We start from the raw sequence: 16,573 nt of genomic DNA, 5'->3' as shown, positions 1-16,573 counted from the left end.
CAGCGGTGTTATGAGGCAGCCTTATCCAATGGTTAGATTAGGCTGCATATCACTGCTTAATTAAATATTTACTGGATAGGGGACGATAACTAAATGAAAGCAGTCAATTGGAATACGCAAGAAGACATGACGAATATGTTTTGGCGACAAAATATTTCACAGATGTGGGTAGAAACTGAATTTAAAGTATCTAAAGATATTGCAAGCTGGAAAACATTAACAGATCCTGAAAAAGAGGCTTTTAAAAAAGCATTAGCTGGTTTAACAGGATTAGATACACATCAAGCTGACGATGGCATGCCATTGATTATGTTACATACTACGGATTTAAGAAAAAAAGCCGTTTATTCATTTATGGCAATGATGGAACAAATCCATGCTAAAAGTTATTCACATATCTTTACAACGTTACTACCTTCCAGTGAAACAAACTATTTATTAGATAAATGGGTTATTGAAGAACCACATTTAAAATACAAATCAGATAAAATTATCAATAATTATCATAAATTATGGGGTAAAGAAGCTTCAATTTATGATCAATATATCGCACGAGTATCAAGTGTGTTCTTAGAAACATTTTTATTCTATTCAGGTTTCTATTATCCGCTTTATCTTGCTGGGCAAGGTAAAATGACGACTTCTGGAGAAATCATTCGTAAAATCTTATTAGATGAATCTATTCATGGTGTATTTACTGGTATGGATGCTCAATCTTTACGTAATGAACTTTCAGAAAGTGAAAAGCTGCAAGCAGATCAAGAAATGTATAAATTATTAGATGATTTATATAAAAATGAGGTAGCTTATACGCATTCACTTTATGATGATATTGGTTTAGCTGAAGATGTATTAAACTATGTGAGATACAATGGTAACAAAGCATTATCTAATTTAGGATTTGATCCGTACTTTGAAGAACGTGAATTCAATCCAATTATTGAAAATGCTTTAGATACAACGACTAAAAACCATGACTTCTTTTCAGTTAAAGGTGATGGTTATACATTAGCGTTAAATGTAGAAGCATTAAAAGATGAAGACTTCGTTTTTGACGAGTAGAAGCACTATTAATTATAAAAATGTCATGATGAAAGTACAATTTTAAGCAAGCATTAGTCAACCGTATATAATAAGTGAAAAGCCGAGACATTATGTCTCGGTTTTTTTACTTATGGATAAAATAAACAGGCATGATATTTAAATAGAGATATACATTATATAAAGTCCATTAGAATAAAATTACATAAAAATGAACAATTAAAATAAAAAAGTGTGTTTTTCAAGGTTTGATATTAAATATAACGCTATACATATATAGATTGTATTTAAATACTTTTGTTTAAATTGCTCAAGGCTATTGAATTTACCATTAAAAATGGTAAAATTTTATTATAGGTATTGATAATGATTATCATAACCAATATAGTTTGAGCATCGCATTTTATAGTGGAAGGGTTAGAGGTAGGTCATTTATGAAATTTTTATTAAATGGTATTGTCTTAGCTATTATATTACTGGTACTTACAATCCTTTCTTTATTTATAGGCGTAAGCAAGGTATCAATTACAGACATTTTCCATCTTACAGAATCACAGATGAATATTATTGTTTCAAGTAGAATTCCGAGAACGGTTAGTATCATCATATCGGGTAGTACGTTAGCGCTAGCTGGTTTAATTATGCAACAAATGATGCAGAATAAATTTGTCAGTCCTACTACTGCTGGAACGATGGAATGGGCGAAACTAGGTATTTTATTATCAATGATTTTCTTTCCACAGGAGAATATCATTATAAAGTTAATTTTTGCAGTAGTTTTAAGTATTGCAGGTACTTTCCTTTTCGTTAAATTAGTACAATATATTCGTTTTACAGACGTCATTTTCATACCACTATTAGGCATCATGTTAGGTGGTATCGTATCAAGTTTTGCAACATTTATCGCGTTGAGAACCAATAAAGTACAAAGTATAGGAAATTGGTTAAATGGTAACTTCGCCATTATTACAAGCGGTAGATATGAGATTTTATACTTAAGCATTCCTTTATTAATACTTACATATATATTCGCCAATCATTTTACTATTGCTGGTATGGGGAAAGATTTTAGTAATAACTTAGGAGTCAATTATGAAAAAATAATTAATATAGGATTGTTTATCACGGCTACGATTACAGCACTGGTTGTTGTAACTGTAGGCACGTTACCATTCTTAGGGCTTATTGTTCCTAATATTGTCTCAATTTTTAGGGGAGACCATCTGAAAAATGCATTGCCGCATACAGCGATGCTAGGTGCTATATTTGTAATGTTTTCTGATATTTTTGGCAGAATCATTGTATATCCATATGAAATTAATATCGGTTTAACGATTGGGGTCTTTGGCACTGTTATTTTCATAATCTTGTTAATGAAAGGACGACATAATTATGCAAATTAGTGCTAAGTCTAAATTATTTACGTTAATAGCAATTACTGTGGTTATCGCGGGATTGTATCTCATTATAGGTATTGATTTCGAAATATTCCAATATCAATTTACAAGTCGTTTGCGTAAATTGATCCTCATGATTTTAGTAGGTGGTGCCATTGCTGCGTCTGTCGTTATTTTCCAAGCGATTACCACGAACAGACTTTTAACACCATCTATTATGGGGTTGGACGCTGTATATATGTTTGTAAAAGTATTGATTGTTTTTGTATTCGGAGTACAATCCGTATTTGTTACAAATCTATACATTAGCTTCCTTATATCACTCATAGTCATGATTGGTTTTTCATTATTATTATTTCAAGGCATTTTTAGAATCGGAAATGTTTCAGTCTATTTAATATTACTTGTTGGTATTATTTTAGGCACATTCTTTAGAAGTATCACAGGCTTTTTAGAATTAATTATCAATCCAGAAGATTTTTTAGCTGTACAAAGCGCAATGTTTGCTAATTTTGATGCGTCAAATACGAAATTGGTCACTTTATGTGGTGTGATACTTATCATTTTAATTATGATTACTGTATACGCAATACCTTATTTAGACGTGTTGCTACTAGGTCGAGATCAAGCTATCAATTTAGGGATTTCTTATCAGACATTAACACGTATTTTATTAATTCTAGTTGCAATTTTGGTGTCTATTTCAACGGCATTAGTAGGACCAATTACATTTTTAGGGTTACTGACAGTAAACTTGGCTCATGAATTAATGAAAACGTATCAACACAAATATATTTTACCGGCAACCATTTGTATAAGTTGGATAAGTTTGTTTTTAGCGCAAGCAATTGTAGAGAATTTCTTTCAAGCAACAACGCAAGTTAGTATCATCATTGATTTAGTAGGTGGCAGTTACTTCATTTATTTATTAATTAAAAGGAGACATGCGAATTGATACGAGTACAAGGGCTTAATAAAACGATACAAGATAAAGTGATTTTGCAAGATATTGATGTAGAGATACGCAAGGGACGACTTACATCGATGATAGGGCCTAACGGTGCAGGTAAAAGTACGCTATTGTCTGCTATTACACGATTAATTGACTTTGAAGAAGGTACCATCGATATAGAGGGCAAAGCGATTACAGATTATAAAAGTAATGACTTGGCTAAAAAACTATCAATTTTAAAACAATCTAATCATACAGAATTGAATATAACGGTTGAAGAGTTGGTTAAATTTGGACGTTTTCCTCATTCCAAGGGGCGTTTGAAGCAAGAAGATAGAGATCAAGTTGAGTATGCACTCGAGTTATTACATCTTACTGAAATTAGAGGTCGTTATTTAAAAACACTTTCTGGTGGACAGCGTCAACGTGCTTATGTAGCAATGACTATTGCTCAAGATACGGATTATATTTTACTTGATGAACCGTTAAATAATATGGATATGAAACATTCAGTTCAAATTATGCAAACTTTGAGAAGATTAGCCAAAGAGTTGGATAAGACGATTGTAGTCGTTATTCATGATATTAATTTTGCCTCTTGCTATTCAGACGATATTATTGCTTTGAAAGATGGCCAACTTGTTAAGGCAAGTACGAAAAATGAAGTCATCCAAACAGATATTTTAAAAGAATTATATGATATGGATGTCAAAATTGAAGAGATTCGTGGACAACGTATTTGTATTTATTACGATGAAGTGACCGAAGTGCCGGAATTATCATTTGCACAGTCGATGTAAGATGATGCGTGGACTTTGAAGGGAGTGATGCAACCGTAACGTTGTTAAACTTTTAGGGACATAGAAGGTAGTACATATTAAAAATTCAGGAGGAGTTAAGCACATGAAAAAGTTAGGATTATTATTAGTAGTTGGGTTAATGTTTTTATTAGTAGCATGTAGTAATGGCGGATCAGAAGATAAAAAATCTTCAGACACTGATTCGAAGAGTAAAGATTCAAATGAAACTGTAAAAATTGAAAATAATTATAAAGCAAATGGTGAAAAGCGTGATGGTAGTGATGCCAAGACTGTTAAAGAAACAGTTGAAGTGCCTAAAAATCCTGAAAAGGCAGTTGTTTTAGATTATGGTGCATTAGATACAATGAAAGAACTTGGTCTTCAAGATAAAGTTAAAGCGCTTCCTAAAGGTGAAGGTAACAAGTCATTACCTGATTTCTTAAGTGATTTCAAAGATGATAAGTATTTAAATACTGGTAGTCTTAAAGAAGTTAATTTCGATAAAATTGCAGAAGCTAAACCAGACGTAATATACATATCTGGACGTACAGCAAATCAAAAAAACCTAGATGAATTTAAAAAAGCAGCACCTGATGCAAAAGTTGTTTATGTTGGTGCAGACGATAAAGATGAATTGAATTCATTGAAGAAAAATGCAGAAAATCTAGGGAAAATTTATGATAAAGAAGATAAAGCTAAATCATTAAATAAAGAATTAGATGATAAAATTGCTAGTATGAAAGAAAAAACAAAAGATCTAAAAAATGATAAAGCATTATTCTTATTAGTTAATGAAGGTGAATTATCAACATTTGGTTCTGGTGAACGTTTCGGTTCGATGATTTTCGATACAATGGGCTTCACTCCTGCAGATGATAACATTAAAGATAGCCAACATGGTCAAAACGTTACAAATGAATATATTGCTGAGAAAGATCCAAGTATTATTTTCGCAATGGACCGTGGTCAAGCAGTAAGTGATAACGCTACAGCTAAAAAAGCATTAGGTAATGACGTTATTAAAGATGTTAAAGCAATCAAAGATAATAAAGTGTATGAATTAGATCCAAAACTTTGGTATTTTGCTAGTGGATCAACAACAACAGCGATAAAACAAATCGATGAAGTTGAAAAAGCGATGGAAAAAATAAAAAAGCATTAAAATGTGGGGATATTGATTGAAAAAAGCGTCTGGAATTTATTCTAGGCGCTTTTTTGTTGAAAAGAAAATAAGTTAAAACGTTAAATTATTCATCACTATCATACTAATGTTATAATATTTTTATCATCATACTTTCGAGTAAATATATAAATGCTAGATAGAGCGTTTTAAAGAAATAGTAGGGGGACAAAGTACATGATATTAGATAATGTAAATCCAAATGATTTATTTCCAACTGAGAAAAAAGGACCAACTGTTCTAGGCACAATAGAGTATTCAGTACAAGGTTCGACTGAATTTGAGGGTGCTTTTATAGCTACAAATGAGAGAATCATTTTAAATGTTGATATGAACGGTGAATTTTATTATAGAAGTATTGCATATAATGAAGTTGAAAAAATTGAATATGATGGAGAAAAAATTAATTTCACTTTTAACATTGGGCCTATGCCTATGAAAAATATTCAAAAAGGTGACGTTGCTACATTTGTACAATATGTTAGTGATAAAATTGACCAATAGTTCACTGGGAATATGAGATACAAACAAATAAAGAAATAACAAAAAGCGTAGATGCACACCATGACATCTACGCTTTTTAATATGACAAAATTAAGTTTTATATCGTTTCTTTATTAAATTTCAAAGTATAAATGATAATGATACTTACAGCGATTATTAAAATGGGCATCGCATTTTGGACAAGCTTCTATCATCATGTAGTCATTAATTGTCATTTCATGATTACAGACACCACATAAAATAGCTTTTTCGTGAAATTCATTTGCTTGCCATCGCTGAATCTTATGTGATTCATGTTCATTGTGGCATTTATAACAAGGATAGTATTTATTACAACATTTAAACTTAATGGCAATAATATCTAAAGGTGTTTGATAATGTGTACAGCGTGACTCATTATCTACAGTGGATCCATATACTTTTACCATAGTGATTTCTCCTATTGTTCATTGAGTGGGTGTTCTCCAATAATTCTAACTTCAGGGTGCAGCTCAACATCAAATTTTTCTTGTACTATTTTTTGAACGTAATGAATTAAATCTTCATAATCTGTTGCCGTTCCTTTATCTACGTTAACCATAAAGCCAGCATGTTTTGTTGAAACTTCAACGCCACCAATGCGATGACCTTGCAAATGAGCATCTTGAATCAACTTACCAGCGAAATGACCAGGCGGACGTTGGAATACACTACCACATGAAGGATACTCTAGTGGTTGTTTTGATTCTCTTCTTTCTGTTAAATCATCCATAGAAGCTTGTATTTCTTGTTGATCGCCAGGTGCTAAGGTAAAGGCAGCTTCTAATACAACGAGATGTTCTTTCTGAACAATACTATTACGATAGTCCAACTCAAGTTCTTTATTGGTTAACGTGATTAATTCACCTTTGTTATTAACGCAAAGTGCATAATCAATACAGTCTTTTACTTCACCGCCATAAGCACCAGCATTCATAAATACAGCGCCACCGATGGAACCGGGTATGCCGCATGCGAATTCAAGACCAGTTAAGCCATGGTCTCTTGCAGCACGTGAAACATCGATGATTGCAGCGCCACTACCTGAAATGATAGCATCGTCGGACACATCAATGTAATCAAGTGAAAGTAAACTAATCACAATACCGCGAATACCACCTTCACGAATAATAATATTAGACCCATTACCTAAATACGTCACAGGTATATCATGTGTGTAAGCATAATGCACAATGGCTTGCACATGTTCGTTGTGGGTTGGGGAAAGATAATAATCGGCTTTACCCCCTGTTTGAGTGTATGTATATTTTTTTAGAGGTTCATCAATTTTAATAATTTCTTCTGGGACAATTGCTTTTAATTCTTTTAAGATGTCATCCTTATGCAACTATAGAACATCCTTTCCTGTTGAATTCATTTATTCATTATACCAATGATTTGGAGTCTTTGCTAAATACTATGGTAATTAATTTTGTTAAATTATTAATACAATGATCATCGTGTGTTTAATATTGATGTGAGGCTATATTTCATAATCCATATTTAAGTTAATTTACTGTGTGAGAGAATGAATCAAATAATTGTTGTTTCTTATTTTCATATGCACGTATAGATCGAACTTCATTAGCTAACATCAATTTCTTAGAACCAAATTGTGTAGCGGTGTGTTGATCATGAGACAATTGATGATGCGTTTGAATATACGCTTTGTATAGGTTAGAATCTTTTTGAATAATATGTAAACGTGCTATTTGTTTTAAATCTATTAAATTATTAAATTGTGCCATAATTACTTTTTTCTTATATGAATGGTGTAAACGATAAAAACCTTCATAATTCAAACGTTTTTCATCCAAAGCGGTGATATCATGTAAATTATCTACGCCTACTAATATATCTAAAATGGGTTCAGTAACGTAATTGAAATGTGATGTTCCACCGATATGAAGTGTAGTTTTAACAGGTGTGTCGAGCAGGTTAAAAAGCATTTTTTTCAAATTTTGATATTGCTCTGCAAAATAATTATCTTTGTCCTCAGAAATAAATGCTTGGATGTTTGAATTCATATAGGTTGTTCACTCCTTTCTTTATTGTGATATAACTGTTAAACTGTAAATTCTGAAATAATATATCACATATTATTTTCAAGTTAAATAAGTTTCTGTATAATACTGAATGATAAGGAGTGCAGAAATGAAAAAATTACTTTGCATTGTTTTGTTGTTTGGCTTTGTGATAACCCTTGGTGCATGCGGTAATGAAGGTGCTAACGAATTCAAAGATTTTGATAGCTCACTGAATGATGTGAAAAATAAGGAAAAAGAACTTAATCATGTCATGGATGACATTTCATTGAAGCAATTAGATGATTTAAGTAAAACAGATACGACTGATAAGGATAAAAAAGCATTTAATAACTTGCAAAATAACATTAATCGCAAATTAATCCCTAAGTTAGAGGAATATGAGACAGCAGCTAAAAAATTACCGGCAGAATCTGAAGAAACGAAAAACTTAAAATCTACCTACTTAAAGTCAGTCAAAGATAAGAAAGCAGCTATTAACGATTTGAAAGTATTTGTTGATTTATGCAATCAAGCAATTAAAGCAAATGAAGATATTTTAGAATATACGAAGTTATTTGAGAAAAGTAGATCTCAAGTTGAAGCGCACATGCAAGACGCAAATGATGCAGGCGCACGCACAGATGTTAATAATTTCAAACATAAATTAGAAGAAAACAACAAAGAACTGAGACATACAGCAGAAAAAGAGTTGGATTCAACAGATTCAGCTAAAGTTAAGCAATCGATTGAAAAAGACATCATGCCTTTAATTAATAAACAAATTAAAGATTTAAACAAAGCTGAAATTACGAATAACTATGTAAATAGTGCGCGTAAAAATGCGATTGAAATGTATTACAGCTTGCAAAATTATTATGAAACACGTGTAGAAACGATTGATATTAGTGATGAGTTATCAAAAATAGATCATAAAACTTTACCTAAAGAAAGTGAAGATTTAGAAAAATATGATGCCGTATTTGATAAACAATATAACAATATAAAAGAAGACTATAATTAACAAAGAAATTTGTATTGTTATAAAAATTTAAATAAACGGTTAACAACAAAAAGAGTATTGTGTATAATTGGAAACAATGATATGAGTATATCGTGGAGATTTCACACTTTTTGAAACAATTTGGGTGTGTTAAATATTTTTAGAGGTGAATAGAATGGCTATAAAGCTGAGTTCGATTGACCAGTTTGAGCAAATTATAAAAGAAAATAATTATGTATTTGTATTGAAGCACAGTGAAACGTGCCCAATTTCAGCAAATGCAATGGATCAATTTAATAAATTCTTATATGAACGTGATATGGATGGTTATTATTTAATTGTGCAACAAGAAAGAGACTTATCGAATTATATAGAAGAAAAAACAAATGTAAAACATGAATCGCCACAAGCATTTTATTTTGTTAAGGGACAGGCGATTTGGAATGCGAGTCACAGTGATATTAACGTTACGACTTTAGCTAACGCTGAAGAGTAAAACATAACAGAATATGCAAAAAAACGCTTGTTAACCGCTTCTCTAAATGAAAGTGATTAGCAAGCGTTTCTTATAATGTGAAAAATGTTCATCTGACATGTATAATAAATAGTTGAATATGAAATATAGACTACTACTTTATTGGGAATGACTATATGTGGCTACTTATAGATACAGGTAGTGAGGTTGGGATAGCGAACACATGCTATAAATAGACTTCGCAGACGATGGCCAACATATTTATCTGTTGCCTACTTCATTAACCAAGACCACAAATTTTTGTGGTTCAATCTGGTTGAAAATGACTTTATAATAGTTTATGTTTCATTATACAAAAATACAAAAATGAATTGATAAAATACTTGAGGTGACAATATGAAAGTTTTAGTGGCGATGGATGAATTTAATGGAATTATTTCGAGTTATCAAGCAAACCGCTATGTGGAAGAAGCGGTAGCAAGCCAAATTGAGAAAGCAGATATCGTTCAAGTGCCATTGTTTAACGGACGCCATGAATTAATGGATTCTGTCTTTTTATGGCAATCAGGAACCAAATATAGAGTGCCTACACATGATGCTGATATGAATGAAGTAGAAGCCATTTACGGTATTACAGATAGTGGTATGACTGTGATTGAAGGTAATTTATTTTTAAGTGGTCAAAAACCGATAAATGAACGCACGAGTTTTGGTATGGGTGAAATCATTGCTGATGCACTTGAAAATGATGCAGACCATATTGTTATATCATTAGGCGGTATCGCAAGTTTTGATGGTGGTGCAGGCATGTTACAGGCCTTAGGTGCTAAATTTTATGATGATGAAGCTCAAGAAGTTGATATGCGTGAAGGTAGTCGTATGTTGAAGTACATTCGAAAAATAGATACTTCTGCATTAAACTCAAAATTAAAAGATGTTCGTTTTCAAGTAATGTCAGATTTTGATAGTAAATTATATGGTAAACATAGTGAGATTATGCAAACCTATGAAACTTATGGTTTAAGTAGAGAAAATGCAGCAGAAATTGATAATTTAATTTGGTATTTAAGTGAAATATTTAAAAGCGAACTCAAACTCGCGCTTGGACCGATTCAAAGAGGTGGTGCAGGAGGCGGTATTGCTGCGGTGCTAAAAGCGCTTTTTGATGCAGAAATTATGACAAGTCATGCATTAGTTGACCAAATAACACATTTAGATTCATTGATTAAACAGGCGGATTTAATTATTTTTGGAGAAGGTGTCAATGAAGAAGACCAAATATTAGAAACTACAACTGTTCGCCTTGCAGAGTTAGCTACGAAATATGACAAACCATCGATTGCAATTTGTGCAACACCAGATAAATTTGATTTATTTGAATCAATGGGTGTTACATCAATGTTTAATACATTTATTGAAATGCCTGAAAGTTTTACTGATTTTAAAATGGGGATTCAAATTAGACATTATACAGTTCAGGCAATTAAATTACTGAAAACACAATTCAGTACAAATTAAACGTAAAGTGAAACAAGCATATCTTATTTTAAGTCGTATAAACTACCATTTATAGCAATTTAATCAGGAACTAATACTTAGATTAGTTGCATAATGGGGCGTATACTGACAGGATGTATATTTTAGATATGTGGCCATGTTCAAAGTAATAAAAATAGAGCTAATCCATATCGGATTAGCTCTATTTTTTGTATTTGTGTCATAGGCGCTACATGTTTAAAAGTAAAAACAACTACTTTTAGTATTACTTATCGTAAGTATTTACAACTTCTTCAGCTATACCGACTACAACTTGTACTGCTTTTTCCATGACATCAATAGACGCGTATTCGAATGGTCCATGGAAATTGTCACAACCTGTGAAAATGTTTGGTGTAGGTAGTCCCATATATGAAAGTTGAGAACCATCAGTACCACCGCGTATTGGTGCGGTATTTGCTGGAATGCCTAATTTTTCGAAAACACGTTTAGGTATATCAATCACGTGTGGGTTAGGTTCGATTTTTTCACCCATATTGTAATATTGGTCATTAATTTCTACTTCAATAGGTTCATCTTCGAAATGTGAGTTAATATCATTTTTTATTTCGACGAGACGTTTTTTACGTAATTCAAATTCGTTTCTATCATGATCACGAATAATATATTGTAAGGTTGTTTTTTCAACATCGCCATTTATTTTCATTAAATGATAAAATCCTTCATAGCCTTCCGTTCTTTCTGGAACTTCATTTTGTGGTAATAAAGCATTAAATTGCTGACCTAATAATACAGCGTTTATCATAGCATCTTTCGCTGATCCAGGATGAACGTTCACGCCATGGCATGTCACGATCGCTTCTGCAGCATTAAAGCTTTCATACTGTAATTCTCCGTACTCACTACCATCCATCGTGTATGCGAAATCAGCATTAAAACGTTCTACATCAAATTCATGTGGACCTCTTCCAATTTCTTCATCGGGCGTAAAGGCTACTCGAATTTTACCGTGTTTAATTTCAGGATGTGAAGTTAAGTATTTTAAAGCTTCCATAATTTCAACTACACCGGCTTTATCGTCAGCACCTAACAAAGAAGTACCATCTGTAATCATTAATGTATGACCTTCAACGTTTTTCATAGCAGGGAATACATCTTGGCTTAATGTACGGTTCGTCTTACCTAATTGAATCGGTGTCCCATCATAGTTGTCAATAATTTGAGGATTTACATGAGACGCGTTGAAGTCAGGTGAAGTATCAATATGTGCCAAAAATCCGACAGTAGGTAAATCGATGTCTACATTACTGTCTAAAGTAGCAAATAAGTAACCTTGTTCGTCAATATCAGTTTCTAATCCCAAATCAGTCAATTCGTCATTTAATAAATTTAATAAATCCCATTGTTTCTCAGTTGAAGGCGTCGTTGTAGATTCTGGATTGGATTGTGTGTCGATTGTTACATATCTTGTAAGTCGATCAATTATGTCTTGTTTCATTTAAAAACACCCCTTAAGCTCTATTATTTATATTATAAGATTTTTTATATGTTTTGCCTTTCATTTTACCATAATGCTGTTTAACACGTGTATAGATATAATAAATGATTTCAGCACATAAGATACCGAATGCAATAGCTCCAGAGATTAACGTGACCTCAAGGAAGGTATTCACCGCATGCGTATACTGATTACTTACAAGAAAACGTGTGGCTTCGTAAGCTAAACCACCAGGTACAAGAGGTATAATTCCTGGAACGATAAAGATAATAACAGGACGTTTATAACGTCTACTCATGACATGACTCATAATTGCTAAAATAAAACTACCTAAAAATGACGCTAACACTTTACCTAAATCAGCATCAAAGGATAATTTATAAATAATCCATCCCATGGCACCAACAAAACCACAGGCTAAAAGGAGGCGTCTAGGTGCATTAAAAAGAATAGAAAATAACATTGATGCGAAAAAGCTAATCACAAACTGTAAAAAGTAATAAACAATGAACATTATCAGCACTCCTTTTCTAAAAGATTAATAAGACGATAGCAACACCGGCACCAATTGCAAATGAGGTTAGTGCAGCTTCAACGCCACGTGACATGCCTGCAATTAATTCACCAGCCATTAGATCACGAATTGCATTTGTAATCAATATACCGGGTACTAAGGGCATAACACCGGCAATGGTTATGATATCTTGGTTGTGTGCCCAACCTATTTTAGTGAAGAAAGCAGCGATAGCTATAACAACAGCTGCACTGATAAATTCAGAAAAGAATTTAATTTGAATATAGCGTTGTACATAGCTGAAAGTTAAAAAGGCACCAGCACCAGTGATGATTGCAAATATAAAATCATTAATGACGCCACCAAACATAAATAGGAAAAAGCCACAGGCAATTGCTGCTGCAACAAAATTGGTAATTGATGAATACTGCAAGGAAGCATGGTGTAAATGGATAAGTTCAGATTTTGCTTGATCAATATCTAGCTTGTTACTAGATATTTTACGAGACAAACTATTTGTTAATGCAATTTTTTCTAAATCTGTAGTACGTTCACGAATTCTAATGAGTCGTGTATTTGTACGATTATTTAACGAAAAAATGATTGCAGTTGATGTTACAAAGCTATATGTATCATCTAAACCATAACTTGCAGCGATTCTTGTCATTGTATCTTCAACACGATACGTTTCAGCACCGCTTTCTAGTAAAATTCTGCCTGCGATTAATACGACATCAATGACTTTATCTTCATCAATGATGGTAATTGAATCTGACATAGCTTCGCACCTCCTGAATTGTTAATAGAACAATTGAAAGTTTACATTGTCGAATAAAAACTTTCAATAGCGTATCTTACGGTAATTAATGTTTTATATAACATTATATATTGTAACAAACTCATTTTAATTACTATAATTATTCAATGCTTTAATTGAAACTTTATTTAGAAAAAGTAAAACATATGGATGAATCGCGCTGTGTGAAGGGCATGGTAGGTGAAAGAAACGTTACATTTATTTATACGAAAAAAAGAGTTTGGGACAAAAATAGATGTCTCAAACTCTTTTTCATTTAGGTAGTAGGTGGCTGCATTGAAAATGTAAAGTCCCACTCCCTATAATTTAACAATTGGGTTAAACATGACTTGGTTACGGCCTTCGTTTTTAGCCATATGCAACATATCGTCAGCAATTTTAAACACTTTTCGTTGTGATTTGTAATCATCTGTTGTCAAGTATCCAACGCCAATAGATACGGATAATTTAATGACTTCTTTGTTTGGTAAATGGAATGTAGATTGTTCTACACCGCCACGAATACTCTCACTTAATTTGACACATTGGTCTAAAGTATAATCATACAAAACAATAGAAAATTCTTCACCGCCATTACGATAAATACTAAACTGTTGTGGCACATAGTTTTTAAGTAATTGAGCCACTTGTCTGAGTACAGCGTCGCCCGATTTATGTGAATACATATCGTTCACATCTTTGAAACCGTCGATATCAATCAGTAATAAACCTAAACTTTGGTTATTTTCTTCAGATAAACGAGCTGTTTCATTTAAATGTCTATCGAATTCTTTAACATTACCTAATCCAGTTAAGTAATCTACTTTATCTTCGTTCTCATATCGATTGACTAATGAGAAGAAATGCCAAATATCAACAAAGGTAATAGACGAAGTTATTGTTAAGACAAATGAAATCGGAATTAAAAATAAGACTTCTGTAATCTCGTAATATGGGCTGATTAATGATAAAATTGCAAAAATAACTAATGCAATGACATTTAGTATTTGCAATGAAATGATATCACTTTGTTTTAAGAATGGACCTATCGCACCAATGATGCCTGCTATTACGATAAATATCATAGCAGTAATTATTGTATAATCCCCAATCAGAACATTGACTAAGCCGACAATAAAGGCGGATAGAACAGTGTAAAACATATTCGTATATCTACCTAAAAATAGGATAGGTACAAAGGATAAATAGAGTGTATACTCATTGAATATTGGGACAGGGTACGCAGATAGTAAAAGCGCTACTATCGTCATTAAAACAGTGACATATTCTTTTGAAAATACCATAATTCTATTTTCTGAGTATTGTAGACGATGGAATAAATAAATTCCAGCTACGGTAACAGAAATATTATAGATAATAGCTTCAAACATTTTTACTTTACACTCCTTTAAATAAACACTTAGTTATTGTAAGTGAAAACTTACAATTTGTCATCATGGGGTGAATAGAAAATTCTAACATTCACTTAATATTCATGTTAAAATTATTTTTTAGTGAAAAATTAAAAATTCACTAAAATTGATTTAATAAATAATATCCCTAAATATAACGCATTTATTATCGCACTTCTAGTTGTATAAGTAAAAGCGTATAAGGTATTATAAAGTTATGTAAAAATATCAATTGTGTAATGAGACTATATTTTTATTAGGAAGTATTAAAATAGTCATTTTTGAAGTGAATTCACAATTTAATGAAACAAATATTTTCAACATAGACTTTGAAATTTAAAATAATTAAGAACCATATTAATGAAGGTGAACTGATGTATACATTATTACTAATCATTTTTTCAATGATAGTCAGTTTAATACTTACACCAATAGTCATAAAAGTTTCTCATAAATTAGGGATTGTAGATCAACCGAATTTTAGAAAGGTACATACTAAACCTATTTCAGTACTTGGTGGAACTGTGATACTCTTATCGTTTTTAGTTGGAATTTGGCTTGGACATCCTATAGAAACTGAGGTCAAACCGCTTGTTATTGGATCTGTATTAATCTATTTGGTTGGTTTGATAGATGATATCTATGACTTAAAACCAATTATGAAATTACTTGGCCAAGTAATTGCGGCGTTAGTCGTTGTTTACTATGGTGTTACAATTGACTTTATTTCATTACCTATTGGTCCAACGATACATTTTGGTATATTTGGTATTCCAATAACGGTCATTTGGATTGTTGCCATTACGAATGCGATAAATTTAATCGATGGATTAGATGGTCTAGCGTCAGGCGTTTCAATGATTGCACTGATGACAATTGGCTTTATAGCAATATTACAAGCCAATATATTTATTATAATGATATGTAGTGTATTGATAGGTGCACTTTTAGGATTTTTATTCTTCAATTTCCATCCAGCAAAAATCTTTTTAGGTGACAGTGGCGCGCTATTAGTTGGATTTATTGTAGGCTTTCTATCATTACTCGGGTTTAAAAACATTACATTTGTATCCTTATTCTTCCCAATCGTTATTTTAGCAGTACCATTTATCGATACACTATTCGCTATGATACGTCGAGTGAAGAAAGGTCAACATATTATGCAGGCCGATAAATCTCATTTGCATCATAAATTTTTAGAATTAGGCTATTCGCATCGACAAACCGTGTTATTGATATATTCAATTGCGATACTGTTTAGTCTCTCTAGTATTATATTATACTTATCCCAACCTTGGGGTGTATTCATGATGCTCATACTCATATTCATTACAATTGAATTGATTGTAGAATTTACAGGATTAATTGATGATGATTACAGACCTCTATTGAAATTAATAGAAAATAAAGAGCATAATAAAGATGAACAGTGATAGCAATGAAATTGTGAAACTATAAAACC

Annotated in this window: 17 protein-coding genes; 10 read left to right on the top strand and 7 right to left on the bottom strand. The window is 32.1% G+C overall.

The annotated features are described in order from the left end of the window. Positions 1 to 93 precede the first annotated feature (93 nt). The 6 genes from nrdF to ACP7BT_RS05415 all read left to right on the top strand — a co-directional run bounded on the left by nrdF (position 94) and on the right by ACP7BT_RS05415 (position 5,874). Positions 94 to 1,062, top strand: coding sequence for a class 1b ribonucleoside-diphosphate reductase subunit beta (gene nrdF, locus ACP7BT_RS05440; protein ID WP_002483928.1), 969 nt, complete (start codon positions 94 to 96; stop codon positions 1,060 to 1,062). Positions 1,063 to 1,475: 413 nt separating this feature from the next. Further along, on the top strand, positions 1,476 to 2,444 hold the full coding sequence (locus tag ACP7BT_RS05435) for an ABC transporter permease (RefSeq protein WP_069821752.1): 969 nt from the start codon (positions 1,476 to 1,478) through the stop codon (positions 2,442 to 2,444). Beyond that, on the top strand, positions 2,434 to 3,393 hold the full coding sequence (locus tag ACP7BT_RS05430) for an iron chelate uptake ABC transporter family permease subunit (RefSeq protein WP_002483925.1): 960 nt from the start codon (positions 2,434 to 2,436) through the stop codon (positions 3,391 to 3,393). The genes ACP7BT_RS05435 and ACP7BT_RS05430 overlap by 11 nt, the downstream gene beginning before the upstream one ends. Then, complete coding sequence (locus ACP7BT_RS05425) at positions 3,390 to 4,190, top strand: ABC transporter ATP-binding protein (protein ID WP_069821753.1); 801 nt, start codon at positions 3,390 to 3,392, stop codon at positions 4,188 to 4,190. Before ACP7BT_RS05430 ends, ACP7BT_RS05425 begins: the two co-directional genes overlap by 4 nt. Before the next feature lie 103 nt (positions 4,191 to 4,293). After that, positions 4,294 to 5,352, top strand: a complete 1,059-nt coding sequence (locus ACP7BT_RS05420) for a ferrated catecholamine ABC transporter substrate-binding lipoprotein SstD (RefSeq protein ID WP_069821754.1) — start codon at positions 4,294 to 4,296, stop codon at positions 5,350 to 5,352. Positions 5,353 to 5,547: 195 nt separating this feature from the next. Then, positions 5,548 to 5,874 (top strand): PH domain-containing protein, encoded by a 327-nt coding sequence (locus tag ACP7BT_RS05415; protein WP_002483922.1) that lies wholly within the window; start codon positions 5,548 to 5,550, stop codon positions 5,872 to 5,874. 113 nt (positions 5,875 to 5,987) lie between these two features. Here the strand turns inward: ACP7BT_RS05415 and ACP7BT_RS05410 are convergent, their stop codons facing one another. The 3 genes from ACP7BT_RS05410 to ACP7BT_RS05400 form a co-directional block, all read right to left on the bottom strand. Next, positions 5,988 to 6,302: a CHY zinc finger protein gene (locus ACP7BT_RS05410; protein WP_011303643.1), complete on the bottom strand. Its 315-nt coding sequence runs from the start codon at positions 6,300 to 6,302 to the stop codon at positions 5,988 to 5,990. 11 nt (positions 6,303 to 6,313) lie between these two features. Then, a complete protein-coding gene (gene murB, locus ACP7BT_RS05405) occupies positions 6,314 to 7,240 on the bottom strand; it encodes a UDP-N-acetylmuramate dehydrogenase (RefSeq protein ID WP_002483921.1) in 927 nt (308 codons plus the stop codon). A gap of 160 nt (positions 7,241 to 7,400) precedes the next feature. After that, positions 7,401 to 7,919 carry a GrpB family protein gene (locus tag ACP7BT_RS05400; RefSeq protein WP_041079710.1) on the bottom strand — a complete coding sequence of 173 codons (519 nt, stop codon included), beginning with the start codon at positions 7,917 to 7,919 and terminating at the stop codon, positions 7,401 to 7,403. Positions 7,920 to 8,046: 127 nt separating this feature from the next. On the opposite strand from ACP7BT_RS05400, the gene ACP7BT_RS05395 reads away from it, so the two are divergent. The 3 genes from ACP7BT_RS05395 to ACP7BT_RS05385 all read left to right on the top strand — a co-directional run bounded on the left by ACP7BT_RS05395 (position 8,047) and on the right by ACP7BT_RS05385 (position 10,912). Then, a complete protein-coding gene (locus ACP7BT_RS05395) occupies positions 8,047 to 8,940 on the top strand; it encodes an EMYY motif lipoprotein (protein ID WP_041079709.1) in 894 nt (297 codons plus the stop codon). Positions 8,941 to 9,094: 154 nt separating this feature from the next. Next, a complete protein-coding gene (gene ytxJ / locus ACP7BT_RS05390; RefSeq protein ID WP_011303640.1) occupies positions 9,095 to 9,415 on the top strand; it encodes a bacillithiol system redox-active protein YtxJ in 321 nt (106 codons plus the stop codon). Between the two features lie 375 nt (positions 9,416 to 9,790). Beyond that, positions 9,791 to 10,912, top strand: coding sequence for a glycerate kinase (locus tag ACP7BT_RS05385; protein ID WP_002483917.1), 1,122 nt, complete (start codon positions 9,791 to 9,793; stop codon positions 10,910 to 10,912). Between the two features lie 244 nt (positions 10,913 to 11,156). Here ACP7BT_RS05385 and pepT read toward each other — a convergent pair whose 3' ends face one another. The 4 genes from pepT to gdpS form a co-directional block, all read right to left on the bottom strand. Continuing rightward, entirely contained in the window at positions 11,157 to 12,389 is a 1,233-nt protein-coding gene (gene pepT / locus ACP7BT_RS05380; RefSeq protein ID WP_011303639.1) for a peptidase T, read from the bottom strand. Positions 12,390 to 12,402: 13 nt separating this feature from the next. Further along, on the bottom strand, positions 12,403 to 12,903 hold the full coding sequence (locus ACP7BT_RS05375) for a threonine/serine exporter family protein (RefSeq protein ID WP_100217405.1): 501 nt from the start codon (positions 12,901 to 12,903) through the stop codon (positions 12,403 to 12,405). Between the two features lie 16 nt (positions 12,904 to 12,919). Beyond that, positions 12,920 to 13,681 (bottom strand): threonine/serine exporter family protein, encoded by a 762-nt coding sequence (locus tag ACP7BT_RS05370; RefSeq protein ID WP_041079707.1) that lies wholly within the window; start codon positions 13,679 to 13,681, stop codon positions 12,920 to 12,922. Between the two features lie 338 nt (positions 13,682 to 14,019). Continuing rightward, positions 14,020 to 15,090, bottom strand: a complete 1,071-nt coding sequence (gene gdpS, locus ACP7BT_RS05365; RefSeq protein ID WP_011303636.1) for a GGDEF domain-containing protein GdpS — start codon at positions 15,088 to 15,090, stop codon at positions 14,020 to 14,022. Positions 15,091 to 15,485: 395 nt separating this feature from the next. Between gdpS and ACP7BT_RS05360 the strand changes: the two genes are divergently transcribed. Then, complete coding sequence (locus ACP7BT_RS05360; RefSeq protein ID WP_002483912.1) at positions 15,486 to 16,544, top strand: glycosyltransferase family 4 protein; 1,059 nt, start codon at positions 15,486 to 15,488, stop codon at positions 16,542 to 16,544. Positions 16,545 to 16,573: the final 29 nt, after the last annotated feature.

It is taken from the genome of Staphylococcus sp. Y174-1 (assembly GCF_049897865.1).
GTDB lineage: Bacteria > Bacillota > Bacilli > Staphylococcales > Staphylococcaceae > Staphylococcus > Staphylococcus saprophyticus.
Note: the sequence above shows the minus strand (reverse complement) of the source record. Positions and strands in the feature narration are given on the sequence as shown.

Coding starts and splice junctions, on each gene's coding strand:
- nrdF (WP_002483928.1), top strand. CDS start 94: ATGAAAGCAGTCAATTGGAATACGCAAGAAGACATGACGAATATGTTT.
- ACP7BT_RS05435 (WP_069821752.1), top strand. CDS start 1,476: ATGAAATTTTTATTAAATGGTATTGTCTTAGCTATTATATTACTGGTA.
- ACP7BT_RS05430 (WP_002483925.1), top strand. CDS start 2,434: ATGCAAATTAGTGCTAAGTCTAAATTATTTACGTTAATAGCAATTACT.
- ACP7BT_RS05420 (WP_069821754.1), top strand. CDS start 4,294: ATGAAAAAGTTAGGATTATTATTAGTAGTTGGGTTAATGTTTTTATTA.
- ACP7BT_RS05415 (WP_002483922.1), top strand. CDS start 5,548: ATGATATTAGATAATGTAAATCCAAATGATTTATTTCCAACTGAGAAA.
- ACP7BT_RS05410 (WP_011303643.1), bottom strand. CDS start 6,302: ATGGTAAAAGTATATGGATCCACTGTAGATAATGAGTCACGCTGTACA.
- ACP7BT_RS05400 (WP_041079710.1), bottom strand. CDS start 7,919: ATGAATTCAAACATCCAAGCATTTATTTCTGAGGACAAAGATAATTAT.
- ACP7BT_RS05395 (WP_041079709.1), top strand. CDS start 8,047: ATGAAAAAATTACTTTGCATTGTTTTGTTGTTTGGCTTTGTGATAACC.
- ytxJ (WP_011303640.1), top strand. CDS start 9,095: ATGGCTATAAAGCTGAGTTCGATTGACCAGTTTGAGCAAATTATAAAA.
- ACP7BT_RS05385 (WP_002483917.1), top strand. CDS start 9,791: ATGAAAGTTTTAGTGGCGATGGATGAATTTAATGGAATTATTTCGAGT.
- pepT (WP_011303639.1), bottom strand. CDS start 12,389: ATGAAACAAGACATAATTGATCGACTTACAAGATATGTAACAATCGAC.
- ACP7BT_RS05375 (WP_100217405.1), bottom strand. CDS start 12,903: ATGTTCATTGTTTATTACTTTTTACAGTTTGTGATTAGCTTTTTCGCA.
- ACP7BT_RS05370 (WP_041079707.1), bottom strand. CDS start 13,681: ATGTCAGATTCAATTACCATCATTGATGAAGATAAAGTCATTGATGTC.
- gdpS (WP_011303636.1), bottom strand. CDS start 15,090: ATGTTTGAAGCTATTATCTATAATATTTCTGTTACCGTAGCTGGAATT.
- ACP7BT_RS05360 (WP_002483912.1), top strand. CDS start 15,486: ATGTATACATTATTACTAATCATTTTTTCAATGATAGTCAGTTTAATA.